This is a genomic window from Nibrella viscosa, assembly GCF_039541875.1.
Lineage (GTDB): Bacteria > Bacteroidota > Bacteroidia > Cytophagales > Spirosomataceae > Nibrella > Nibrella viscosa.
On sequence record NZ_BAABHB010000002.1, the window covers coordinates 558,512 to 583,882 of the forward strand.

The 25,371-nt window shown below is 54.9% G+C and carries 20 protein-coding genes; 17 read left to right on the forward strand and 3 right to left on the reverse strand.

The genetic code is table 11. The features are described 5' to 3' along the window. The first annotated feature begins 40 nt into the window (after positions 1–40). The 11 genes from ABD931_RS06870 to ABD931_RS06920 all read left to right on the forward strand — a co-directional run bounded on the left by ABD931_RS06870 (position 41) and on the right by ABD931_RS06920 (position 15,993). Entirely contained in the window at positions 41–5,761 is a 5,721-nt protein-coding gene (locus ABD931_RS06870; RefSeq protein ID WP_345265305.1) for an eCIS core domain-containing protein, read from the forward strand. An 11-nt stretch (positions 5,762–5,772) separates the two neighbouring features. Beyond that, entirely contained in the window at positions 5,773–6,300 is a 528-nt protein-coding gene (locus ABD931_RS06875; protein ID WP_345265307.1) for a hypothetical protein, read from the forward strand. Position 6,301: 1 nt separating this feature from the next. Next, positions 6,302–7,957: an eCIS core domain-containing M35 family metalloendopeptidase gene (locus ABD931_RS06880; RefSeq protein ID WP_345265309.1), complete on the forward strand. Its 1,656-nt coding sequence runs from the start codon at positions 6,302–6,304 to the stop codon at positions 7,955–7,957. A 10-nt stretch (positions 7,958–7,967) separates the two neighbouring features. Then, positions 7,968–9,311 (forward strand): ATP-binding protein, encoded by a 1,344-nt coding sequence (locus ABD931_RS06885; protein WP_345265311.1) that lies wholly within the window; start codon positions 7,968–7,970, stop codon positions 9,309–9,311. Positions 9,312–9,403: 92 nt separating this feature from the next. Beyond that, positions 9,404–9,895: a MarR family winged helix-turn-helix transcriptional regulator gene (locus tag ABD931_RS06890; RefSeq protein WP_345265313.1), complete on the forward strand. Its 492-nt coding sequence runs from the start codon at positions 9,404–9,406 to the stop codon at positions 9,893–9,895. Then, positions 9,840–11,276, forward strand: a complete 1,437-nt coding sequence (locus ABD931_RS06895) for a serine hydrolase domain-containing protein (protein WP_345265315.1) — start codon at positions 9,840–9,842, stop codon at positions 11,274–11,276. Before ABD931_RS06890 ends, ABD931_RS06895 begins: the two co-directional genes overlap by 56 nt. 60 nt (positions 11,277–11,336) lie before the next feature. Further along, complete coding sequence (locus ABD931_RS06900) at positions 11,337–11,591, forward strand: hypothetical protein (protein ID WP_345265317.1); 255 nt, start codon at positions 11,337–11,339, stop codon at positions 11,589–11,591. A gap of 208 nt (positions 11,592–11,799) precedes the next feature. Further along, positions 11,800–12,483 (forward strand): response regulator transcription factor, encoded by a 684-nt coding sequence (locus tag ABD931_RS06905; protein ID WP_345265319.1) that lies wholly within the window; start codon positions 11,800–11,802, stop codon positions 12,481–12,483. A 3-nt stretch (positions 12,484–12,486) separates the two neighbouring features. Further along, a complete protein-coding gene (locus ABD931_RS06910) occupies positions 12,487–13,866 on the forward strand; it encodes a sensor histidine kinase (RefSeq protein ID WP_345265321.1) in 1,380 nt (459 codons plus the stop codon). Between the two features lie 153 nt (positions 13,867–14,019). Beyond that, positions 14,020–14,307 carry a hypothetical protein gene (locus ABD931_RS06915; RefSeq protein WP_345265323.1) on the forward strand — a complete coding sequence of 96 codons (288 nt, stop codon included), beginning with the start codon at positions 14,020–14,022 and terminating at the stop codon, positions 14,305–14,307. Between the two features lie 60 nt (positions 14,308–14,367). Further along, entirely contained in the window at positions 14,368–15,993 is a 1,626-nt protein-coding gene (locus tag ABD931_RS06920; protein ID WP_345265325.1) for a SulP family inorganic anion transporter, read from the forward strand. A gap of 74 nt (positions 15,994–16,067) precedes the next feature. On the opposite strand, the gene ABD931_RS06925 is transcribed toward ABD931_RS06920, so the two are convergent. Together ABD931_RS06925 and ABD931_RS06930 are read right to left on the reverse strand one after the other, a co-directional pair. After that, positions 16,068–16,823: a methyltransferase domain-containing protein gene (locus ABD931_RS06925; RefSeq protein ID WP_345265327.1), complete on the reverse strand. Its 756-nt coding sequence runs from the start codon at positions 16,821–16,823 to the stop codon at positions 16,068–16,070. Between the two features lie 110 nt (positions 16,824–16,933). After that, entirely contained in the window at positions 16,934–17,308 is a 375-nt protein-coding gene (locus tag ABD931_RS06930; RefSeq protein WP_345265329.1) for a hypothetical protein, read from the reverse strand. A 240-nt stretch (positions 17,309–17,548) separates the two neighbouring features. On the opposite strand from ABD931_RS06930, the gene ABD931_RS06935 reads away from it, so the two are divergent. Both ABD931_RS06935 and ABD931_RS06940 read left to right on the forward strand, forming a co-directional pair. Continuing rightward, positions 17,549–17,758: a hypothetical protein gene (locus ABD931_RS06935; protein WP_345265331.1), complete on the forward strand. Its 210-nt coding sequence runs from the start codon at positions 17,549–17,551 to the stop codon at positions 17,756–17,758. A 165-nt stretch (positions 17,759–17,923) separates the two neighbouring features. After that, positions 17,924–18,115, forward strand: a complete 192-nt coding sequence (locus ABD931_RS06940; RefSeq protein ID WP_345265333.1) for a hypothetical protein — start codon at positions 17,924–17,926, stop codon at positions 18,113–18,115. Positions 18,116–18,173: 58 nt separating this feature from the next. Here ABD931_RS06940 and ABD931_RS06945 read toward each other — a convergent pair whose 3' ends face one another. Then, complete coding sequence (locus ABD931_RS06945) at positions 18,174–18,818, reverse strand: endonuclease/exonuclease/phosphatase family protein (RefSeq protein WP_345265335.1); 645 nt, start codon at positions 18,816–18,818, stop codon at positions 18,174–18,176. 341 nt (positions 18,819–19,159) lie between these two features. Here ABD931_RS06945 and ABD931_RS06950 point away from each other — a divergent pair, with 341 nt between their 5' ends. From ABD931_RS06950 to ABD931_RS06965, 4 genes are all read left to right on the forward strand, one after another. Next, complete coding sequence (locus ABD931_RS06950; protein WP_345265337.1) at positions 19,160–19,576, forward strand: hypothetical protein; 417 nt, start codon at positions 19,160–19,162, stop codon at positions 19,574–19,576. A gap of 556 nt (positions 19,577–20,132) precedes the next feature. Beyond that, positions 20,133–21,560 (forward strand): TolC family protein, encoded by a 1,428-nt coding sequence (locus ABD931_RS06955; RefSeq protein WP_345265339.1) that lies wholly within the window; start codon positions 20,133–20,135, stop codon positions 21,558–21,560. Between the two features lie 12 nt (positions 21,561–21,572). Beyond that, entirely contained in the window at positions 21,573–22,157 is a 585-nt protein-coding gene (locus ABD931_RS06960; RefSeq protein WP_345265341.1) for a hypothetical protein, read from the forward strand. A 24-nt stretch (positions 22,158–22,181) separates the two neighbouring features. Continuing rightward, positions 22,182–25,364 (forward strand): efflux RND transporter permease subunit, encoded by a 3,183-nt coding sequence (locus ABD931_RS06965; protein ID WP_345265343.1) that lies wholly within the window; start codon positions 22,182–22,184, stop codon positions 25,362–25,364. Positions 25,365–25,371 lie beyond the last annotated feature (7 nt).

Consider the following 25,371-nt stretch of genomic DNA (forward strand, 5'->3'; position numbering starts at 1 on the left):
CTCTTGAAAACGGATATTTCCTAACGTTAATTACGTACGAATGAACCGGGTCAGACAACGATACTCAGGCCATAAGCCCGCTCCCGTACGGCGCGCCACGACCCCGTTCGTAGCCCCCGGCCGGCTTACGGAACCGGCAGCGGCCGAGCCATCGTTTGTGCCGCCCGCTGTTCAGGCCAAATTAAGCCTTAGTCAGCCCGGCGATGAGTTCGAACGGGAAGCCGATGCCACTGCCGACCAGGTGATGCGTATGCCCTCTCCATTGCCCAAAGCGCCACCCGCCGGCGATCCCACCGATCCGCCAACCTCCGGCTCTATACCGGGGATTATGCCGAAATGCGCAGCCTGTGAGGAAGAAGAAAAGGAAAAGCCGGAGATTCAGGCCAAAGAACTACCCGGTGGGCTGGCAGACTGGCTACCCATCATGCGGCAGCCCCTCGACGAAGAGGAAGAGCGGATGAACATTATTCAGGCCAAGCCGATGGCCGGGGTTACTCACCTGATGCTCAAGTGCCGGCATTGCGAGGAGGAAGAAGCGCATCCGCAAGTGGTACAGCGTAAACCCGACGGTAGTGGCATGTCGGCGGGCTTTCAACTGGATAGCTACCTGCAAAGTAGCCGCCTGGGTGGGGTGCCCATGGATAAAACGACCCGCTCGTTCATGGAGGCACGGTTCGGGTCCGATCTGTCCGGGGTTCGGATTCATACCGACACGCAGGCGAATCAGGCCTCTGATGCCATCCGGGCGCGGGCTTTTACGCACGGGCAGTCCATTCACTTCAACCGGGGCGAATACCAGCCCCAGACCAACAGTGGCCGCTGGCTGCTGGCTCACGAACTGACGCATACCCTTCAGCAGAGTACCGGAGCCGTCCGGCGCGTGATGCGGAAGGCCAAACCCGACGAACCCGCCTTTTACGAAGCGCTAATGGGGGGGAAGAAGGCGTATGAGGTAGCTAAAGCCGCCAATCTGGACAGTTGGTATCAGGGCTACAAATTCTTTAATCTTTTTCAGGAAGAAGGAATCTACCCCGGCTCGCATCCCAACGCCTACGCGACCCGGGTGTATGAACTGCAGGAAAAACTCCATGAATTGCTGAAAGAGAAATTTCCGGAGGAGAATATCACCGGTATGCTGGAGCCGGATTTCAGGGCCAGCCCGACGCTTAACGCGCTGCTGGGGGTAGCCGGGGTTTATGTGCAGAATTCAGCAATCGACACGGCGGGTCTTAATCCGGATATGCTGAAGCGGGTCAATCGGCTGGTTACCTCCATCAGCCAGCAGGCTCCTCCGCTGCAATCCCGCCTGTTTCAGGGAATTCCGCAACTTAACCTGGTGAACGCCAGTCCCAGCTTCGTCATTGAAAAAGGCGACCGGGGCCTGTACGTCAAATACATACAGAGTGCCTTGCTGAGCCTGAACTATACCCTGGGCAGCGACTATGCCGTGGCGAAAGTAAAAACCGAAAAAGAGGTTACGGGTGTTTTCGGCGAGGATACGCGCAAGGCCGTTCAGCAGTTTCAGATGGACTCCGGCCTGGAAGGGAAAGATATTGACGGGGTGGTGGGGCAGATTACCCTCCGGTTGCTGGATCAGCGGCTTGACCGGCATGTGAGGACCTCCCAGAGCTATTATGCCGCCAATGTGATCGCAGTGATGGTGCCCGTTACCAGCGCCGATATCCCGTCGGACCCGTCGAAAGCGGATGCCATCCGGCACGATATGCTCATCCGGTCGATTATGACGGCTATGCCGCTGTCGAAAAATGAAGCCGAAAGCCTCATCAAAAATAACTGGCACTGGATTAGCTACCAGGATGTGACCCTGGACGACGTAGCGAAGGGGTATATCATAAACGGCGTCGCCAAGGCTAGCTATGAGCAGATCATGGGCAAACCCAACGGGAGTTCCGGCGGGATGTCGGCCCAGCAACTGTCCGATCAGATTATTGAGCAGGCGCTCGAACTCCAGCCAACTACCGATCTGTACCAGCTTCAGAAAGAAGTAAAAGCCCTGGAAAAAGAGCGTGACGATATTCAGTCGGTAATTATTATGATTGAGGGGTCGGTACCTGCCAGTCTGGCCGATGCACTCGATTCCGTTACCAAAAAACTTACCGCCAAAAGGGAAGCCCGCGACCGCGAACTCAGGCGGCTGGGCTACAAAAGCATCGACGAGTACACGGCGAAGAATGAGCAGTTTGTTAAGACTTTCCTGCAATATGCGGCCATGATTGCCTTCCAGCTGCTGGCCCGGAACGAAGCTAAAGCCAGTGTCGAATACCAGCACTACGAAAACGCCGACGAACTTAAACGACTGAAAGACGCCATCAGCCAACTGAATCAGTATTACGCCAACGCCGAGACCTACCTGATGCAGGGCGTCAGCTACGAAGAAACGGACGGCAAAGACATTAACAGGTACAAAACCCGCAGTGACTACGTTCTGGCTAACGAATATTGCGACGATATGGGGTGTAACGGAGCGGCCTACGAAGCCATTCTGAACAGTACCTGGCAGAAAAACGTCAAAGAAAAATCGACCAAAAACCCGTATTACGCGAAACTGTTCGACGAAGAAGCCACCGCCTTTACCTACCTGAAAGAAAACAGCGAACGCTTCCCGATTCTGGGTAACCCCAAATTCAACGTTCGGGATAAAGGCCCATCATATGTGACAAAAGCGGATACGGCTCTGCGCGACGATATTAAGGAGATCATCGGTACACGTACCTCCGGCGATGGTGTCATGCAGAACATTGCCAATACCCGTGAGCGCATCCGGGGCAATGTGGAATTGCTCTGGGAGATGCCGCCCGTTATTGCCCAGGCCAAGGCTGAGTTGGGAATCATCGACGGCACCGTCCTGGACAACCTTATTACCGATGCCTACAAAGCCCATAAGGATCAGGGCTTCTGGAAAACCGTGTTCAAAGCAGCCCTGGGCATTGGGCTGGGGTTGCTCGCGCTCGTATCAGGCCCGGTAGGCTGGATTGCGCTGGGAGCCAGCCTGGCCTACGGTGCTTACGATGCCTACCAGACCTACCAGGAGATCAAGATGAAGCGCGAAGCCTCCGAAACGGCTGTTGATGAAGAGGCTATGGCGCTCATGCACGATAAGCCCTCGTACTTCTGGTTTGTGGTCAGCCTGGTAGGCGTTGGGCTGGATGCGTTCCAGGCGGTAAAAGTGGTAAAAGCCGTCAAAGAGGGGGTAGAACTGGCCAAAGGCGTACAGGGTGCCGTCGAAGCCGAGATAGCCGCCAGTAAACTCGAACAGGCCGCCCTCAAGGCCGGCAGCAAAGAGGCCGTGGCGATTGGCCGCCGAATCGAACGGCTGGAGAAAGCCCTGACCGAAATTGACTGGGTACACTACGCCGAACACAGCAGGATTCTGACCGTCCTGAAAGATAGTCCGTTTGCTCTGCGGTTCATGGCCGACGCTCTCAAAGAACCCGGCCTTGCCAAAGCCTTTACGAAACTGGCTAAACTGGGGCTGTCGGAAGAGTTGATGAAGACGGTGGTGGGTATGTACGCCGGGGTGGGCAAAAAAGCCCTGAGTGAGCTGCCCGAGGTGATGCGGCTCATTGAGGTGGGTAAACTGGCCGGCAATGCCCAACTGACCAAGACGATCCTGACCGACCTCAGAGTCCAGAAAGCCCTGCTCGACAGCGGAGATCCGGCCAAAATTGCCAAACTCTTTGTTGAATGGGAAGCGGCTTCGGCAGGTAAAACGCTCAGCTTTGCCGAACACCTCAAACAGAGTGGTCTTGATACGTTCTTCCGGAAAGGCGTGGTGCTGACCGAGCGCTTCGGGCCGGAGTTTGCCCAGATGAGCAACCTCATCAAGAACAAGTATATTCTGCGGGAGATTGAGCCGCTGCTGGTAGAAGCGCTGAACGCCAAACGCTTGCCTCCTTCGCTGCAGCGGTCGCTGGAGGTTGCCCTGCAACGCGATGTGCTGGGGCTGACCAACGACCTGGGCATTGCCCAGGAGCGCATGGCCAAAGAGATTGCTGCCCTCGGCGGTACGCTGCAATTGCAGAGCGAGTATCTGGCGCTGACCAGTCTGATGCAAAATGCCCGTACCCGCCGGATGCTGTGGGAAGCGGCCGTCAACCTGCCGGGGCGTGCCGACTACCTGAAAATCATGGAGGAGGTAACCAGGGCTAACCCGGACAAAGTGGGCAAAATTATGGATGACCTCATCCGGATTGGCCCCCTGACCGATAAGGCAACCCTGGAACGGCTGGTAGCCGACGATGTGCTGCGGAGAGCCCTGGCCGAGAATCCGCTGGCGGTGCTGGCACTCAAAAAGTGCGCGTCACCCTGTTTTCCGCCGTCGGCCACTCCCGATCAGATCACACGGCTGACCAAACTACTCGCCGGGAAGTCGGGCGATGAGCTGGCCAGAGTCAACAATTTCATTTACCAGAACCGCGCTACGGAAAAAACGCTCGAAGCGGCCATTGCAAAGCTGGAAACCAATTTCGACGAAGCCATCAAGGCGGCAAAAGGTGCCGAGGTGATCTTCCCGAAAGGCGTATCGGTTACCGACGGCATGAAGGCCATGGCAGAGGCTGCCGTATCGCTCGGTATGCCGTCTGCTCAGCTCAACAATATTCTGAAGACGATCGTTGCCAATGGGGGCGCTACCACCACCCGGACCGAGAACCTGCTGGGCGACCTGGTGGGCGTGCTGCAGCTCGACAATAAGGTTAAAATGCAAAACCTGCCGGCTCTGCTCAGCGGCCTGGAAAGCAGCGATAAGGGCCTGTTCCGAACAGCCGAATTTCTGCTCGATGAAATAGCCCGGCATACCAGACCGTCCGACATCGAAAAAGCTTTGTTTACGTACCCTGGCCTCCAGAAAGCCGACTCCCTCATTTCAAAGTTCGGCATGGAGGGCCTGCAAAACCTGATCCAGGCTAACCGAAACCAGACCGGCTTTGTCAATAACCTGTATTTTCTGACCCAGAAAGTCGGCGGCACTAAAGCCGAGTGGGCCGAACTCATCCGGCAGGCCGGGGCGGGCGGCAAAGGCGATCTGGATAAACTGGTCCGGATTCTGGAAAGCCAGCCGGGTCAGCTGACCTATAAGGAGGCACTCGAAGCGGTGAGCCGATCGAAGTCGTTTGCGGCCGATGTGGCTGCGGCCATGGCCGATAAAAACGCGTATACGAAACTGGCTAAGCGGGTATGGGGCGAAAGCGCCGAAGTGGCCGAAGACGGGGCCATCAGCGTATCGGATAAATTCAGAAAAGGGGCCGAAGACGCGGGCAGCGAAGCGTACGCGCAGGTGATCAAACAGGGACGCGGGATTGATCTGGCCAATACCGTAGCTACCAACGGCGCTGTCGACTATACCCGCTGGAAAGTTCTGAAGAATATTGTCGAAAATGCATCCATATCGCAGTCGATCAAGAATCTCATCATCGGTGAACTCTGGACCACGGTGCATGCCCGGATGCTGGAACAGCAGGGATATAAGGTTTTCCGGGAGGTCAAACTGACCGACGGCGTAACCATAGCCAAGGCCGATATCGTAGCTGTAAAAGGCAGCGAAATGCTGGTGGTGGAGATGAAGTCTATGGCAGCTAGCCTGAGCAAAAATCAGGCATCTGTTTACCCGCTGTTGCAGGACAAGGCCAAAATTAAAACGCTGCGGTTCTTCGAGAATGCTGAGGTGGATGCTCTTTTTGCCGCCAACCGGGATAACGTTATGTATAAACTATTTGAAGAAGCTGTTCTGGTTCCAAAGTAACGTACGACACTATGGCCTGGAAATTTGGCGGAATTTACCTGAAAAATGACTTTGGCGGAGACCCTGTTCTGGCCCTGAACCGGCTGGGTATCGACAAACGGTTCACCGACGAACGGGTGCGGTTTTCGACCGTGATCGATAGCACGTTTGAGCCGACCGCCATCGGTATTGTTGGGAGCGTTACGCTGGTGCATGATAACCGGTTGCCTTATAACCACAGCTACGAGGCCGATACGGTTTACCCCGCCGACGAGCGGTTGCTGCTGCTGAGTCACGAGGTAGAAAGTCTGGTGTTTTACCTGGATGGCATCACCGACAGCTACGGACTGGCGCATTTTCAAGGCGGTCGGCGCGTCCGCCATTTCAGTATGCAGCGTGGCGATCTGATTGTACAGGAGGGCGAAATGACAACCATACATACATCGTCGGTCGAAGCGCAGCTGCTCGACTGGCTACAGGCATTTACGGGGCTATCGTTCACCCAACTGGTTTTAGACGATCACCCAATTATGTACGTGTTTACGGAAACAGGTTTTTGATATGAAACAGCCGCTTTACAGAAAGCCGGTCGCGCAGGGTACTAAACCCGGCGACTCCTTCATTGCTCCCCGGCCGGCTCTGCCCATCAGCCAGCCTGGCGATGCGGCCGAGCGCGAAGCCGATGCGGTAGCCGAACGGGTGGCAGGAAGTGGCCGAACCACTGCGTTGCCAAACAGTGGAACGTTTATGCAGCCCGCTGTTCAACGGAAGTGTGCCGAGTGTGAAAAGGAGGAAAAAGAACAGACGGTGCACCGTAAAGAAAACGCAGCGGGTACGCCCGTGGCCGGTTCGTTTGCCCTGAAAAGTCAGCTGGACAGCGCCCGCGGACAGGGGTCAGCGTTGCCGGATCACACCCGTCGCCAGATGGAGCGCGCGTTCGGGGCTGACTTTGGTAGGGTGCGCTTACATACCGACAGTCGGGCCGTGCTGTTCAGCCGCCAGCTCAACGCCCATGCCTTTACTTACGGACAGGATATTTTTTTCAACAGCGGCCAGTACGACAGCCAATCGCCTGCAGGCCGGAAACTGCTGGCCCACGAACTGACCCATGTTGTGCAGCAGAGCGGTACGGTACAGCGGCAGATTCAGCGGCAGACGCAGGTCGAGGTTACGGTCGACAATGTGCCGGGCGCCTGCTCACTCGATCAGCACCGGGAAATCGAACCCGCCGTCCGGCAGGCCACCACCTGGCTCCAGACCAGCCTGCGACGGCTCGATGCGTTTATCAGCAATCCGACCCGCGAACCCGGTGTTCAGGCAGCGCTGGAGCGGCATTTTCATTCCTCAACGGCAGAAACAGCCGGCCGGGTCCGCCGGGTACTCAACCGCATCAACACCGAAATCCTGACCCGGCCGGACCTGCGGGTCGAGTGCCGTACGGCTACCGATACCAGTTGCAGTTCGGCGGGTGCCTATGTGACAGGTAATCTGCTGGTGTTCTGCCCCAGTTTTTTTGATGGCTCCGCCAGCTGGCAGGCTTCCTCCCTGGTTCACGAAATGGCGCATACGCTTACCGGCCTTACCCACATTACCGACCGGGCCTACCGGAGCGATCGTTATTACGCCATTACCTCGCCCATTGAAGCCCTGACCAATGCGGCTTCCTACGAATATCTCTGCGTCGAACTCGGGGCGGGTACGGCCCAGGCCGGCACGGCTCCCCGCGACAGTACCAGCGATTGTTCCGACCGGCAGGCCATACCGGCCCGGCGCTCCATTGCTCAATTTGAGCGCTGGAACCGCAACGCGCAGGTGCTGACCGACGATCAGCGGCCCGATATGCTGTCTCAATGGCAGGATCTACAGAACCGGCACCTCGGCGGTACAACTCCGGCGCACGTCCGGCGGGCCAAGGCGGCCTACGACCGGATCTATAACCGGATGAAATCGGCGCTGTCGTTCGAATGCGAGCGGCACTGCGACGATAATACAACCGGTTACTACCGGTATTTTCTGTTCATTACCAGCGATACCATCCACCTGTGCCCCCTGCTTTTCTCACTGAACGAAGACGACCGGACGCTGGAAATGTATAAATTGGTGCTGATCCGATACGGCGATGTTTCGGAGGCCTTTGCAACCGAACTGGCGGGTATGGCCAGATCGCTCACGAACCGGTTCTGGTCGGTTCCGACTTCGTTGACCGGTTTTGATTAACCCTACGCCTATGTCTGACTACCGCTCCACCGTCTCGTCCATCCCGCTGCTGCAGGCCGGTCTCAATTACCTGGAGGCCTACGTACGCGAACGGCTCGACGTATATTTTGGTCGTAAACCGGCGTTTCAATTGCCGCACTCGCCTGCTTTTGAGGGCAACTCCCTGTTGTCGTCGTTTGTGATCGGTAACAACCTTTCGGCGGAGGAGTTCGTGGTCGTGATGCTGGCGCTCGTGCCGCACCTCAGCCCGGCGCTGCTCACCAACTGCCTTGGTGCCTATCTGCCGCAGGGGGGCGATTTTGTGGAGTTTGGGGGTGTAAAAGGCACAAACAGCCGGGGCATTTTGCCTACGGGTGAAACCGCCCTGTTTATCCTGGCGGGCGATAACCTCCGGCAGCGGGTGGAGTTGCAAAAGCTCTTTGGCCGGACACACCTCTTTGCGCAGCAGCGCATTCTAAAGCTCGAAAACCTGAAGTCGGGTGAGCCAACCCTGAGCGGCCGGCTGCTGATCGATCCTGATTTTCTGTCAAACCTGCTCTATCAAACGTCGTTTCTTGAAGCGTTCAGCGCTGAATTTCCGGCCGAACTGCTGACCACCCAACTGGAATGGGCCGACCTGGTGCTCAACCCGACTACCATGCGCCAGATTCGCGAACTCGAAACCTGGATACGGTACAACGATGTGCTGCTGTACGAGTGGGGCATGCAGCGGCAGCTCAAACCCGGTTACCGGGCGTTGTTTCACGGCCCGCCCGGCACCGGCAAAACCCTCACAGCCTCCTTGTTGGGTAAGTTTACCAACCGGCCGGTGTTCCGGGTCGATCTGTCGGCGGTTGTTTCCAAATACATCGGCGAGACGGAGAAGAATCTGGCGAATCTGTTTGATAAAGCCGAAAACAAGCACTGGATCCTGTTCTTTGACGAAGCCGATGCCGTGTTCAGCAAGCGCACCAACGTAAAAGACGCCCACGACAAATACGCCAATCAGGAAGCCGCGTACCTGCTGCAACGGGTGGAGGCTTACGCCGGAATCGTGATCCTGGCGTCGAATTTCAAGCAGAATATTGATGAGGCTTTTTTACGCCGGTTTCAGTCGGTCATCTATTTTCCGATGCCGGGCATTTCGGAGCGGCTGCAACTCTGGCAGAAGGCGTTTCCGGAACAGGTAATCCTGGAGGAAACCATTCAGCTTAGTCAGATTGCCGGAAAATACGACCTCAGCGGCTCCAACATCATGAATATTGTGCAGTACTGCTGCCTGCAAACCCTGGCCGCAGGAGCCCGAACCATTACCCTGGAAAACCTGCTGAAGGGGGTCGACCGCGAATACCATAAAGAAGGAAAAATGCTTTGAGACAAAGCCGTGCTGCCGTTTACTAAAAAAGGAAGCCGGTGCTTTGTTTTTATGATATATCATATAATTTTGAGCCATCAATTCTTAACCCTATGCTAAACGAAGTTATTTTTTACTCGCTCGAAAAGACCATAAAGCGATACCGGCAGTTTGCGCAGGCGCATATTACTCACGCCGGTATCGATATAACCATCGACCAGTGGCTGGTGCTGAACGTCATTCGCGAGGCACCGGAACTGGGGCAGGTGGAAATCGGCGAGCGGGTGTTCAAGGATCAGGCGTCGGTGGCCCGCATTATCGAACTACTGGTAAAGAAGAAGCTGATTGTGCGGGAGCCCAGCGCCAGCGACCGCCGGAAGCTGGATATGCAACTGACCGAGGCTGGGCGCGAGCTCATGAACGTAGTAACGCCCATTGTGCAGAACTACCGGCGGCTGGCGCTGGCCGGGCTGAACGAGACGGATGTTGACCAGTTAAAATCAATTCTGGATATAATTTTTACCAATTGTTTATCTACACCACACAAACATGAGACGATTCACAAGCCAAAGCCGGCTGGTCAGCCTGATGCTGCTGGCGGCTAACGGGCTGACGTATGGTCAACCGGACCTGACTAACCGCCTGGATGCGCTGATGCAGCGCTACGTAGAAAAACGCTACTTCTCCGGCGTGGTTCTGCTCGCGAAAGGAGAACGGGTGCTGTACCACAGAGCCTTTGGGCTGGCCGACCGGGAGCGCCAGATTGCTATTCTGCCTTCAACGAACTTTACTATTGCCTCGGTGGGGAAACCGCTTACGGCTACCGTTATGATGCAACTGGTGAAGGAGGGGAAGGTAGACCTGCAACGGTCCGTGAACGACTACCTGCCGGAGTACAACATTCCGAACGGCAATACCATCAAGGTATATCACCTGCTGTCCCACACCGGCAATACGGGCAATTACATGGTGCATCCGGATTACGACAAAGTACGCGCGACGGCGAAATCGCACCACGACCTGATACCGCTGGTGGTAGCCAGGGTATCGGATAAGGACACGGTAGGAAAGCAGTTCCGGTACTCCAATTCCGGCTTTATCCTGCTCGGTCGGATTATCGAGGAGGTGACCGGTAAAGACTACGGCACTGCGCTGCAGGATTACATCTTCTCCAAAGCGGGAATGACCAACTCATACCTAATTCCGAAGGGATTTAAGGCACCCGAAGAGGCCATACCGTATGAGTTGATGACGGATAAGGTTTACCAGGCCGTGGCTACCCGGCAGGACCCGGCCATGGGTGACGGCGGGCTGATGGCCAACGCGATGGACCTGTATCGCTTCGGGCATTGGGTACAAACCGGCCTATCCGCCGATCTGCGCCAACAGATGTGGACGGGTAGTATTCCGGAGCGTAAGGACGTTGAGTATGGCTACGGCTGGGCCATTACCCGGCAGCACGGTAAAACGCAGGTATCGCACGATGGTGGTACGGCCGGGGCGTCGGCCGACCTGCGACTGGTACCGGAAGACGGCTACACGGTGGTGGTGCTGATTAACCAGCATCTAAACCCCAAGGAAGTTTCCCGCAAGATGCTGGACATTGTCTACACCGGCACCACCGAACTGCCCAAGCGGGAATTTGTCCGCTCCGTTATCAACGACATAGACACCAAAGGCTTCGCCGATGTGAAGAGCCGCTTCCCCGAGATCTTAAAGACCGGCTATGAATACAAGCCTGAGATAGGCGACTACATCAACCTCTTCAACGGGCTGAACGACGTAAAACGCCACCAGCAGGCCTTAGAACTCGCCGAAATAGCCGCTCGCGAGAACCCCACCGCAGCCTGGCCTTACGAAGCCCTGGGCGATGCCTGGTTCGGCTTAGGTCAGAAAGAAAAAGCCAAAGCCGCTTTCGAGCAGGCCCTGAAACGCGACGCCAACAACTACTGGGCGAAGCTGATGCTGGCCAAGATGGGCAAGTGACCGAATCACATCTTTATACGATTGCCAGGCAAGAGATTACCTATCAATTTTGCTGCTCAAATGATCACCTCCCACACCATGAAAGGCAAAACGTTTCTAGTGCCGCTGCTGCTGATTGGGCCGGCAGCGGTGGTGCAGTCCTCTATTCTTTCGTTCGTCAGAGACAGCCTTGATGGGTACATCAAACGGACTATGAAAGCCTGGCAGGTGCCGGGCATGGCTGTGGTTACTGTCAAAGCTGGTCAGGCGGTCGTCAGCATACGTGTTCGTCAGCGGGCGGGTATACAGACAAGCCGAAACCAGCGGTCGGGGTAGGGTACCGGTTGCATAAGGCGTGGAATAAACCGTCGAATTTACTGAAAAGTTAGCCTTGTCACTTTGGCTTTACTTGTAAAAATGCTTTGTTTTACGGTGGGAGGTACTGTACAGCCCGGTGTAACTCCCTATGGGGGAATAACATAGTTGTTCATTCAGGGTTATCTTTTAAAACCATTCACTAGTCAGCGTTATCCCTTTACTACCTATGCGTCTGTTAATTGTTGAAGATGAGAAGGATGTGGCTTCGTTTATTAAAAGCGGACTGGAGGACTTCGGTTTACAGGCCGACATTGCCCCCGACGCCATGACTGGGCAGCAGATGCTGGCGGCCAATGAATACTCCACCATCATTCTGGATATAAATCTGCCACTTATCAATGGCTTTGAGTTCTGCAAAATCGTGCGGAGAAGCTATCAGGATCTGCCCATTCTGATGCTGACCGCCCTGGGCAGTACCGAAGATAAACTGACGGGTTTCGATGCCGGGGCCGATGATTACCTGGTAAAACCCTTTGAGTTCCGGGAGCTGATGGCCCGGCTGCGGGCGCTTAACCGCCGGTATTCGTCTATTCCGGCCGAAACCGTGGTACTGAAAATGGCCGACCTTGAACTAAATCTCAACAGCAAGGTCGTAAAACGGGATAATCAGAAAATAAACCTAACCGCCCGTGAGCTGGCCCTGCTGGAGTTTTTCATGAAGAATCCCAACAAAGCCCTCACCCGCAGCGAGATTGCCCAGAACGTCTGGGACGTTACCTTCGATACCGGGACCAATGTCGTTGATGTCTACGTCAATTACCTGCGGAAGAAAGTCGATAAGGACTTTTCGCCCAAACTGATTCGTACGCTCAGTGGTATCGGCTACATCATGAAAGATTCCGACGATTGATGGATGAATATACGTACACGTCTTTCGGTTAGTTTCCTGGTGGTCGTTGCGGCCAATCTGATCCTGTTTTCGCTCGCCATTTATTTTACGTCGGCTTACTACCGGCAGAAAGATTTCTACACCCGGCTGGTTGATAAAGCCCGGTCGACAGCCCGGATGCTTAGTCATGCCGTGGAACTGGACGCCCGGATGCTGCGGCTCATCGACCGGCATAACCTGACCGCCCTGCCCGAAGAGCAGATTACGGTCTATAACCGGCAAAACCAGGTAGTATACGCCAGCGACGATACGCCGGATGAACTGGAGGCCACCCCCGAGGTCCTGAATCAGATCCGGCAGGAAAAAGAAGTGCGGTTCGAACACGACAGCAAAGAAATTATCGGCGTTGCCTATACCAACCAGGGACAGGAACTGGTGGTAATCGCATCAGGCTATGATGAGTACGGCTTTGCCGAACTACGACATCTGCGAACAATTGTCAGCATTGGCTTGCTCATCAGCCTGACGCTGGTTGGCCTCACCGGCTGGTTTTATGCCGGCCGGGCGCTGCGCCCTATTTCCGACGTCATCAGCCAGGTAGACTCCATCACGGTTTCCAACCTGAACCAGCGGGTAACGGCGGGCAACGATCATGATGAGATTGCCAAACTGGCCGAGACGTTTAACCGGCTGCTTAGTCGCATCCAGACGGCCTTTGACATGCAGCGTACATTCGTAGCCAATGCCTCCCATGAGTTGCGTACGCCCCTGACCATCATTACCGGACAGATTGAAGTCACGCTTATTAAGCCCCGGACGGTGGAAGAACACGAAGCCAAGTGGCGCACCGTGCTGGATGCCATCCGGCAGATCAACCGGCTGGCCAACGACCTCTTGCAACTGGCGCAGGTAAGCGTGGATGAAGTGGCGATGGCCTGGCAGGAGGTGGCGCTCGACGAAGCCATTTACCAGGCAGCCAAAATGCTCCGGGACAAGCAACCCGATTACCAGGTGCTGTTTTCGTTCGACGAAAGCATGGAGACCGAGCAGCCGTCGCTGATTGTGAAGGGAGAAGAGTCGCTGCTGATATCGGCATTTCTGAACCTGATGGAAAATGCCTGTAAGTTTTCGGCCAACCAGCAGGTAGAGGTTGTGCTGGGGATCGATCGCGAATGGGCTACTATCCGGTTTACCGACCGGGGCATCGGCATCAGCGAAAAAGATATGCCCTACATCTATGTACCGTTTTTCCGGGCCGAAAACGCCCGGCAGGTGAAAGGCTACGGCATTGGCCTGCCGCTGACACGCCGGATTGTGCTGCTGCACCACGGCTTTATCGAGGTGGAGTCGGAGCTGAACATGGGTACTACCATCACTGTCCGGCTGCCGACTACAACCGCCTGATGCCTTCTAATCGGTTTCTAAGCAATTTCTCACCAACTTGTAATTGTCCTCTAATTGTCCTCTCATTAGCTTCTAACAAGGCTCTAATCGGCTCCGCAACGGGTATCCGTACATTTGTAGCGTCAACTATATTGAACCAGATACTTTGCGCTTATGAAAAGGGCTAATACTCGTAATCACTTTACTGTCAGCAGTATAGTAAACTGGGGGACCGTCTGGGGCTTAATCATTGCCATGATTACACTCGACGTTTACGCTAATTTTCAAAAGAAAAAAGCAGCCCGGGATGTTCAGCTTCAGGCAACAGCCCGGCAGGTAGATTCGCTGCGGGCGGTGAAGAGCCGGTTAGACCAGCAGTTATACACCATCCGGATGGCGTTGGATCAGTGCCAGACCAACACGCTGACGGCCGATTCGGAAACGATGGCAAAGTCGGAGTAAACACCATTAAAAACCGGTATTGCCGGACGGGCCAAGGAAAGGTCCTTACTATTTTATACAATGAAAACAGCTGTAAAGCCAATGGGCGGCCTGGATACCAGTACCATAGTGGGAGATTTTAAGGGGGGATTTGTTTCATTTCTGGTGGCGGTACCGCTTTGTCTTGGAATTGCGCTGGCCTCGGGCGCTCCGCTGTTTTCCGGAATTATTGCCGGCGTTGTTGGGGGCCTGGTCGTGGGCATCTTCAGCCGGTCGGCGCTCAGCATATCGGGGCCGGAGGCCGGCCTGATCATGGTTGTGCTGAGTGCGATGGAAGCCCTGGGCTCTTTTCAGGCCGTGTTGCTGGCGACCTGCCTGGCGGGTATCATCCAGATCGGTTTAGGGTTTGCCAAAGCCGGCATTATCAGCAATTTCTTTCCGACGTCGGTCATCAAAGGCATGCTGGCCGGGATAGGTATCATACTGATCATTAAACAACTGCCGCACCTGGTTGGCTACGATGCTGATTCGGCGGAAGCGATTATCCTGTTTCCGACGAGTGGGGTTGACATCATTGACCAGTTTGGGCAGGCCCTGAACCAGATTAATACGGGGGCCGTGCTGATTTCGGCGGTTGCTCTGGCGGTGCTGATCTTGTGGGAGCGGCCGGTATTTAAGGCGCACCCCTTGCTGAAAAACATACCGGCCGCCCTGATTGTGGTGGTGCTGGGCATTGCCATGAACGGGCTGTTCAAGAGTGCGTTTCCGCAGTGGGCGCTTCGCGATGGTCATCTGGTACAGTTACCGGTTCCGGAGAATCTGGCCGGTTTTCTGGGCCTGGTCACTTTCCCGGATTTTGGGCAGTTTACTAATCCGCAGGTGTATCTGTCGGCCATTGCCATTGCGCTGGTGGCCAGTCTGGAAGCCCTGCTGGCTATTGAGGCTACCGACGAACTGGACCCGCTGAAGCGCAAAACGCCGACCAATCAGGAACTGAAGGCGCAGGGCATTGGAAACCTGGCCAGTGGCCTGGTGGGGGGGATCCCGATTACCTCCATCATTGTGCGCAGTTCCATCAGTATCAATGCCGGTGCCCGCACCAAACGGGCAGCCCTGATTCACGGCAGCCTGCTGCTGATCTGCGTGATAACGCTGCCGGCGGTACTGAACCAGATTCCCTGGGCCGCGCTGGCGTCTATTCTGCTGGTAACGGGCTATAAGCTGGCGCGGGTGCGCGTGTTCCGGCAGCTCTACCAGCAGGGCAAAACCAAGTTTCTGCCTTTCATTACCACTATTCTGGCGATTCTGCTGACCGATCTGCTGACGGGTATCTTTGTGGGTATGCTGGTTGGGATATTCTTTATCCTGCTCGACAGCTACCAGCATGGCTATCAGGTGCAGACCCGTACGGAAAAAGGCGTGGAGCACTACCAGATTATGCTGGGCAACCACGTTACCTTCCTGCACAAAGCCGGCCTGGTGCAGGTACTGCGCGATTTGCCCGAAAACGCCATTGTGGAAATTGACGGAACGCAGGCTGCCTTTATCGATCCGGATGTGATGGAGGCTATCGAGAACTTTCGCCAGACCGCTCAGATGCGCAATATCCGGCTGCTATTTATTCAAAAATTTCGCGATGCCGAGCCGCAGCCGGTGTCCAGGGCCAATGGGCTACGCAACAAACTTATACCGACGATGAATAAGTGAAACCCAAAGGTGTAATCAGATTAGGCCGGCTCGTGGATGAAGCCGGTCTTTTTTTTCGGCTCTACTATTAAACTTTACCAGATTTTTAGTGCCAACGGCTTGTCGGGTTGGTTTGTCTTTTGTAAAACGATATGGATGCAGGATCTCAGCGAAGGAACCAATCGCTTCACAAGCCCACTAAGGACTGAGGTTTTATAAAAATCAGAGAGCGTAACGCTTTTCACCAAAAAATTGGCCTCCTGGGCATATGTCCGGAGCTCTTCCGTAGTGTACTCGCGAAAGTGGCCAGGGTTATTGATGGTAGTGCGAATACGCTCGTACGGATTGTTACCTTTCAGGATGCTTAGGCGCCGGCTTAGTGAAACGGCATTGGGCGTTCCAATGAGCAGGAAACCTCCTGGTTTAAGCAGCGTACGGATAAACGACAGAAAATAGTCAGGGGCCGTATATAAATGCTCAAATACCTCAGCCATAACAACAATGTCGTGCTGAGGGCAATCAATCCACCGGTCCTGATATGGACAATCGTTTAAATCAAAAACATAATGAGTATCAACTGTTCCTCTGGGGACAATACGTTCAGCATTTTCCCATCCCAAGGTATTAATAAGGGCAAATGGCCCAAGTGCCCTCCGAAAAAGCGTCGTCTGGAAATGAGGACCAATATCCATCAAATGGATTGGGGTATCCGGATGCCCGTGCATGGCTGCTAAGCGTAGTACTTCTTTTAATAAATAGGAAAAACGAACCTGATGAAACTCGAGGTACTTACTTTCTTCGGGCTGCAAGGATTGTTCCCAGGATAGAGTTGTCTGAGTCTGTTCTTGCATAAAAGAGGAGGTTTTGTAGGTAGTACTAAGATAGCATATGAACTATATAAAATTTTGAGATTAATAAGGGCCCGCACCATTAGAATCACCGCAGGAAACAAAATAATTGCTTAGGCCGGACGAATCGCGTCGGCCAGTTGATCGATAAGGGCGTCGGCCTGGGCGAGATATGCTTCTTCGGAAAGTTTGCCCTGCTGGTAAAGAGACAGCAGATGGTCCAGTTCCTGCTCAATGAGGTCGCGGCTGGAGGGTGGCTTGGGCAAGAGGTAATCTGCCCATTGGGTCGAGGAAGCTACCGGCAGCGCTGATTCAGGCTCCTGTCGGCGAGACAGCATCGGTACGTTGCTTTGGGGCATGGCTGTCGTGCTCCGGGAGACAAAACCAGCTGATTCAGAGGCATCATGGTTCTGCATCTGCTGACCCCAGGCCAGACCGATCAGGAAGCTGATGATGCCTACTGCCAAGACCCCTAAAAGCGCAACCATAACCATGACCTAAAGGTACTGATTTGTAAATCGTTAGTAAAGCCCGAGACTAAGATTTAATATTTATACCAGCAAAAATAGGATTTATAACGTGGAGTAGGTATACAGGCGGGTGGCTGCTTGCGCCGGTTAGTCCCTTTTTTTATTAAAATTTAGGCAATTCTAAGCAGATTCTAAGCAGTCACTCTGACTTTTGGCTGGTCACATGCCACACGCGCCGACACAGTCAGGAGAAAGGCTATGAATTCAGAAGAGAAGATAGAAGCCCAGGTTCGTATGGCTAACCTGGAGAAAAAAATGGCGGACGTGAGCCGAACCATCGCCCGACTGGAGGCTGACTTACAGAGCATTCAGCAACAAATGCTAGGCCACCTGATGGAGCTGTACCAGCAGGCCCTTGACGATTCTAAACGGGAGGATGGCGCAGACACGACTATACCTGGCTCATGAGGTACGGTTAATGTAAGCCGGAAACCAGGCTTTGCTTTCCGGTCAGTTCGCGAATAGCTGGATGCCCACCGGATGATACCAGGAGCAGAGTCGCGCCGGCGGGTTACCTTTTCTGAAATATCGTATTAAAAAGTAATTACTACCATTTTAACAAACCAATACGCTATGAAGACATTACTGAAGTATGCGTTTTTTGTGCTGTCGCTGACGGCACTGGCTACTGCCTGCGATTCTAAGAAAAATGAAAGTGCAGCGGATGGCGAAATGACTACCACGGATACCTCTACGGTGATTACCCGGGATACCGCTCAGGTGGTAACGGAGACTACCGTAGAAACGGATACGATCAAGCGGTAATCGGCAGTTGCCGAAAAGCCAGGCCGGTCTCTTACGTGAGTCCGGCTTTTTTGTTTCATCAGGGCTGTGGCGTTGATCCATCACGCTGAAGCACCAGCCGGGCATATATCGGGAAGTGGTCCGACTGAATGTCGGGCAGTCGCCTGAAATCCTGTACGGCAAATTCTCTGGTTACAAAAAAGTGATCCAGTGACCATCGCTTTATAAACGATTGGGCATTATAGGAATTAAACAAACCCCGCCCGATCCGAACATTGTGAAGCTTTCCGCGGGCTCTGAACAGCTGGGAGGTGTGCGACCAGGAGACATCGTTGAAATCGCCGGCCACTACCGTCGGCAGGGCTTCTTGTTGAACAATGCTGCCCACCTGTAGCAGCGTTACTTCTTTTTCGCCAATCCCGTCCGGGTATCGGTCGCTGGGAAAAGGGGCTACCAGATGTACACCATGAAACCAGAACTGCTGCCCGGCCGGCAAGGTAACGTTTGCCCGGAAGGAAGGCACGCTATCGTCTTCCAGATAGTTTATCTGTTGCTGCGTTATCAGGCAGACTACAGCCCCCAGCAGGTACTGTAACCGGGGGAAATCGACCAGTTCAAAATACCACCGCGAAATATCATAAAACAGCGACAGCACACTTAGGGTGGTCAGCAGAAAACCCATGATGATTACCAGATACAGCAGCAAGCGCCGGAACATATTCATGTTGGCTTTGTGGTTCTAAGGCAATGACCGTATACACGAGTTCCACCGGTGGCAACAGCAGCACCCCTATTTCTCAAAAATGGGTTTAACCTCCCTACCAGCCGAAACTAAGTTTTAAGTCATATCGTCTGATTTTATAATGCTACCAGCTATTCCCTTCTCACCAATTGATTGAAAGACATGCCGGTTAAACAAATGGTTTGCTAGTTTATTCGTTCATATGGTCATTAGTGATTAATCAAATTTTAAAACCCTTTTTGGTAAACCATGTTAATAGTGCATCTCTATAGAATAGGTGTAGAGTTTTGTTAAAGTAAATTTAACTTTATTAATCAACAGTTATGAAAAATTCAAGAAAAGTGATCAGTTTCCTGTTAATGGTTACGCTGCTGATTGTATCAGGCCGTAATGTAGCACAGGCTCAATTAAAAAGCACCACAACTGCTCAACAGTTGGCTGAGGGTTTGACAAACTTACAGAATGGTCTAGTTAACGCTAATGTTAACTTGTCAAATTTAACCGTGCAGGATTTGGTAAATATTGGTAAGATCGATGTTAAGGATGTTGTGAATGTGAACAACGTGCTTAATAAGAATGAGATAACTGCGCTTAATAATTTGATTCGTGATATTACAATCACGAACGTTTTGAATAATTTGCTACGTGAGGCCAATATACTGAACAAGAATCAGGCTGTTGTTGGTCTACTTGGCAAACAATTTGTGGTTCAAAATGTGAATCAACCAACAGGTAGGTAAATTCGATTTAGCAATTAATAAAAAAACACCCTTACAACTGTAAGGGTGTTTTTTTATTAATTGCTAAATCGAAAAGTAAGGAAAATGGCGCTTTAATCTCTTGTATTAGTGAACCTGTTTCTTGCTGAAATAGCACGGTGATACGTACGAACCCGCCACTAAAGACGGGGGCGGATGGTTTATCTACACCCTCAGGTAAGTTTAGCCGTCGATAGCTGGAAGCGGGTCCGGGCTATGGGGATTGAGTCTGAGGCTACTCCCTCAGCCAGAGGTAAGGGTGAGTGCCTGGCTGCTGGAATACAATACACAGCGACTCCATCAGGCGCTGTTTAGGAACCCGGTTGAATACCGACAAGCGGTGCAAACGCCAGTCAAAACTGGCTTACAAAAGGGGATAAGAACAGTGAGGTACTTAGGGTCCGGTTATTACGGTAACCAGAAAAACTGGGATGATACGGGGGCGTAAATCCTTATCAGCAAATTCTAATTACAGTCTAATAACTTTCTAAAGAGTTGGCTAGACCTTTAGGGCTGCTGCTATTCAGTAAACCTATTTATGCTCAACGTTGAGAAACGAGTTGTCTTCGCAATCTTCCTCACTTTTTTCTGGCTATCAGACGGCGTATATGCCCAATCGGCGGGTACAGAGCGGCTGACCTTGGCGCAGGCGCTGGACCTGGCCCGCGCCAATTTTCCGAGCCTGCGCAATAAGCTGGCCCAGATCCGGGCCGCCGAAGCCGACCGGCAGGCACTTCGGGCTTCGCTGCTACCGCAGGCCGGTGTGCAGGCGCAGGCCCTGAACGCTACCTCCAATCAGGTTCGGGGTGCATCGGTATCGAACGGCTGGCTGACGCCCTCGCTGTCGGGCAGCATCAAACCGAACGGTTTTACCGGGCAGCCGGCCTGGACCAGTTATGTCTCGGCGTTTATCAACTGGGAGGTCGTTACGTTTGGGCGCAACGAAGCCCTGCGTAACCAGGTCCGCAATGCGCTGGAACAACAGCAGACTGACTACGAACGGGAATTGTTTGTCCATCAGTTCCGGGTGTGCGATGCCTACCTGCTGGCGCTCAATGCGCGCAAAGAACTGGATTTGCAACGGACAAATCTGGACCGGGTAGAAGCGATCCGGACGGTAACGCGGGCCGGCACCGACGCCGGTCTGAAGCCAGGTATGGACAGTGCCATTGTGGCGGCCGAGGTGTTCAGGGCCCGGACGCAGGTGCTGGAAACCGAACACAACGCCCGGCAGTACCTGATCCGGCTAACCGAGCTGATGGGCCAGCCAACGTTCGAGGTCGAACTGGATACGGTGGCTTTCTACAGCCGCCTGCCGGATAGCCCTGTGCTCACCGGAGAAAGCCTGGCGGGTCACCCTGCCTTACGCTGGTTTAAGAAACAGATCGACTGGAGCGAGGCTACCGAAAAAGTGATCCGGGCCTCTACCCGGCCGTCGGTATCGGTGCTGGGCGGGCTATGGGGCCGGGGTTCCGGTATTCGGGAGCCGCTCGACCCCGATGGGTCATTTCGGATCAGCGCATCACCCGCTGCGGGGCTGCCCCTGCGGGCCTTCAACTACCTGGTGGGCGTGACGGCAGTCTGGTACCCCACCGCGCTGAACCAGGCAAAGTACGCGATTACTGCCCAGCGGGAGCGGACCCTGGCGTTTCAGGCAACCTACGAACAGGAAGCGCTGGCCCTGCGGGCGCAGGACCAGAACGCCGGCCTGCAGTGGGCGATGGCGCAGCAGGTGGCCCGGCAAACCCCGCAGCAGTTGGCTGTAGCCCGGCAGGCCTACGCACAGGCGCAGTCGCGCTACAACGCCGGGCTGGACAATATCATGACCCTGACGCAGGTAGTGAACCTGCTGAACCGGTCGGAGGCCGATCAGGTACTGGCCGTAACGGGCCTCTGGCGGGCCTTGCTGCTGCGGGCGGCTACCCGTGGCGATCTGGGTCTTTTTAAGCGGGCCATGACCCCATAACAACAAAGCGGTATGGCAGGAACAAATAGGTGGCGAAAGGCAGCAATAGGGTGGCTGGGTCTTAGCTTGCTGTGGGCGGCCGGAGGCTGTGCGCCGGGGTATAAAAGCGTCCAGTTGCTGCGCTCGGCAGACGAGATCAGGCATTCCGAAACGGCCATGTGGGTGCGGGTGCTCCGGGTGAAACCCACAACCGTAAAGGCCGTTCATGCCGATGGGCGGACGCAGTGGCTTCGGCCGACGGACGTATGGGGGTACCGGACCAACACGGGCAGCGTCTACCGCCTGTTCGGCCGGATGTCGTACCAGCTCGTGCAGGCAGACGATGTGCAGCTTTACCTGGACCGGGTGCCGGACGGCCGTCTGGTGAGAGACCACTATTATTTCAGCCTGACACCCGACGGCGATCTCTGGTACCTGAACCGCAAGAATATCCGGCTGGTGTTCCGGAATAATCCCTGTCTGCTGCACCGGATGAGAAAGGTCCGGGTTGGTCCGTTGCTCCAAACCGATGAGCAGGGAGCCTACGAGCTGATTAATGCCTGGCGGGAATGCCGGGGTGAGCCGCTGACCAGCCAGGAAAAGTACCAGCCCGACTGATTTTTTACGTAACGCTCGTGCCCAATGTCGCTGTTATCTCTATCGTTAAAAAAACCTATAGCCGTTCTGGTGCTGGTATCGGGGATGGTGCTGTTCTCGATTCTGAGCGCCCTGCGTATTCCCATCGATATTTTTCCCAGGCTGAATTCACCGGTTATTTACGTGATTGAGCCGTACGGAGGTATGTCGCCCCAGCAGATGGAAGGTTTTTTCGCCACCCGGATGCAGGACCAGTTTCTGTATATTTCGGGTATTAAAGAAATCCAGAGCCGGAATGTGCAGGGGCTTACCATTCTCCGGCTGGCGTTTTACGAAGGGGCCGATATGGCCCAGGCTGCGGCCGAGGTGGCTATTCAGGTAAACCGGGCTATGAAGTTTTTCCCGCCGGGGGCTTTGCCTCCGCAGGTGGTGCGGTACGATGCCTCATCGGTGCCGGTAGGTGATCTGGTCTTCAGCAGCCGCACCCGGCCGCTGCGGGAAATCCACGAGATGGCCGCCAGCCGGATTCGCCCGCTGTTCTCGACCGTGCCCGGCCTGTCGGCACCCCCGCCAATCGGTACCAACTCCCGCACGGTGGTGATCAACCTGGACCCCCGCAAAATCAGGGGATTCAATATTTCGCCGGACGAGGTGGTCGAGGCCCTGGCCCGCAACAACACCATGACGCCTTCGGGCAATATCCGGATCCGGAATACCATGTTTATCACCACGCTGAACTCACTCGAAAAGCAGGTCGAGGATTTCAGCCGCATTCCGGTGGTGAGCAAAGGCCGGCAGATGATCTTCCTGCGCGATGTGGCTACGGTACAGGATGCCTCCGATATTACGGTAGGCTACGCGGTGGTCAACGGCAGCCGGTCGTCGTATATTCCCGTGGTCAAAACGGCAGATGCCTCTACCTGGTCGGTGGTCACCAGCCTGAAGGCTAAACTGCCGGAGATGCGCAGCCTGCTGCCCGACGATATCGAGGTTACCTACGAATTCGACCAGTCGGTTTTTGTGATTAACGCGGTGCATAGTCTGCTGGTCGAGGGTGGGATTGGTGCTATTCTGACGGGCCTGATGGTGTTTCTGTTCCTGCGGGATCTGCGGAGTTCGCTGGTGGTAATCATCACCATTCCGGTGTCGGTCATTTCGGCGGTGTTGTTTCTGTACCTCGCCGGGCAAACCATCAACATCATGACCCTGTCGGGATTGGCCCTCTCAATTGGTATTCTGGTGGATCAGGCTACGGTAACCATCGAGAACATCCACCAGCATCTGGAGATGGGTAAGCCGAAACGACAGGCCATTTACGAGGCCTGCCACGAAATCAGCGTTCCGCTGCTGCTTATTCTGCTTTGTATCCTGGCCGTGTTTGCGCCGGCCTTCGTGATGACGGGCGTACCCCGCGCCATGTTCCTGCCGCTATCCTTGTCGATCGGCTTTGCCATGACGGTCTCGTATTTTCTAGCCCAGAGTCTGGTGCCGGTTCTGGCCAACTGGATGCTGAAAGACGGCCACGCTCACCCGGCTGCTACAGCCGCTGAGCCCCACAAGGCTGTTGAACCCGCACGCCCTTCGTTCTTTGAGCGGATGCGCCGGGGCTTTGCGGGGCAGACAGAGCGGCTGATGCGTTACAACCGCACCCTCATTGCCGGTTACTTTGTGGCGGTGCTGTTGCTGGCTGGTCTTGGTTTCCGCTTTATCGGAAAAGACCTGCTGCCAAAAATCAACGCCGGCCAACTGGTGGTGCGGATGAAAACGCCCGACGGTACCCGGCTCGAACGAACGGAAGAAAAGGTTAACCAACTGGTCGATCTGATCGACGACCTGACCGACGGAAATGTGGCCCTTTCGTCGGCCTACGTTGGCGTTATTCCCACCAATTATGCCACCTCCAACCTGTATGTCAGCACCAGCGGCTCCAACGATGCCGTGATCAAACTGGCGCTGGACCGTGCCTATAAAGTCAATATCGAAGACCTGAAAGAAGACATCCGGCTGGCGGTGGCCGACCAGATGCCGGGTATCCTGGTTTCTTTTGAGCCCGCCGACCTGACCGAAAAACTGATGAGTCAAGGCGCATTTACCCCCATTGAAGTGCAGGTAGCCGGCCGGGAAATGCCGCAGATCGAAGGCTTTGCCACGGAACTGGTGGGGCGGCTGCGGGAGGTTCACTTCCTGCGCGATGTGCGCATTGTGCAACCCCTGAAGTTTCCGGTGATCAACATTCAGCTCGACCGGCAGAAACTGGCGCTGCTGGGGCTGAACCTACAGGAAACGGCCCGGTCGATCACCGCATCGACCTCGTCGAGCCGCTATACCGAAAAAAACCAGTGGCTGGATGAGCGGTCGGCGTATACCTACCAGGTGCAGGTGCAGATACCGGAGCAGGCCATGCAGGACATCTCTCAGTTGCAGGCCATACCGCTGGTGGCGGGTCAGAACCGCCCCACCCTGGCCGATGTAGCCACGTTTTCGGTCGATACCATGCCGGGCGAATACGCCCGTACCGGTCCCCGGCGCTTTGTGACCGTCAGCGCCAACATCCACAAAAAAGACCTGGGCAGCGCAACCCGGGCCGTAGAGGAGGCTATTGCGGGGATGGGAACCCCGTCGAAGGGGCTGGTGGTGACTGTAAAAGGCATGTCGTCACTCCTGACCGAGACGCTGGACAGCCTGCAACTCGGGCTGGCAGTGGCCGTGGTCATGATTTTTCTGCTGCTGGCGGCCAACTACCAGTCGTTTAAACTGTCTTTCGTGGTGCTGTCGTCGGTGCCGGCGGTGATCGTAGGGTCGATAGCGCTGCTGCTGCTGACCGGCTCTACGCTGAACCTGCAATCGTATATGGGTATTATTATGGCAACGGGCATATCGGTCGCCAACGCCATTCTGATCGTCACCAATGCCGAGCGGCTGCGCTGGACCTACCGCGACCCCCGGAAAGCCGCCATCGACAGTACCGCTATCCGCCTGCGGCCGGTGCTGATGACCAGTTTTGCTATGGTGGCGGGTATGGTGCCGATGGCAACCGGCTGGGGCGAAGCCGGCGAGCAGGTGGCTCCACTGGGCCGGGCCGTGATCGGCGGGCTAATAGCCTCCACCCTGGCCGCCCTGTATATTGTGCCGCAGGTATACGCCTGGGTGCAGAAGAAAACACCGTTCCGGAGCCCGTCGCTGATGCCGGAGATGGGGGAGGCAGGAAAAAAAGAAGGACAGGAATAAGGGAGGA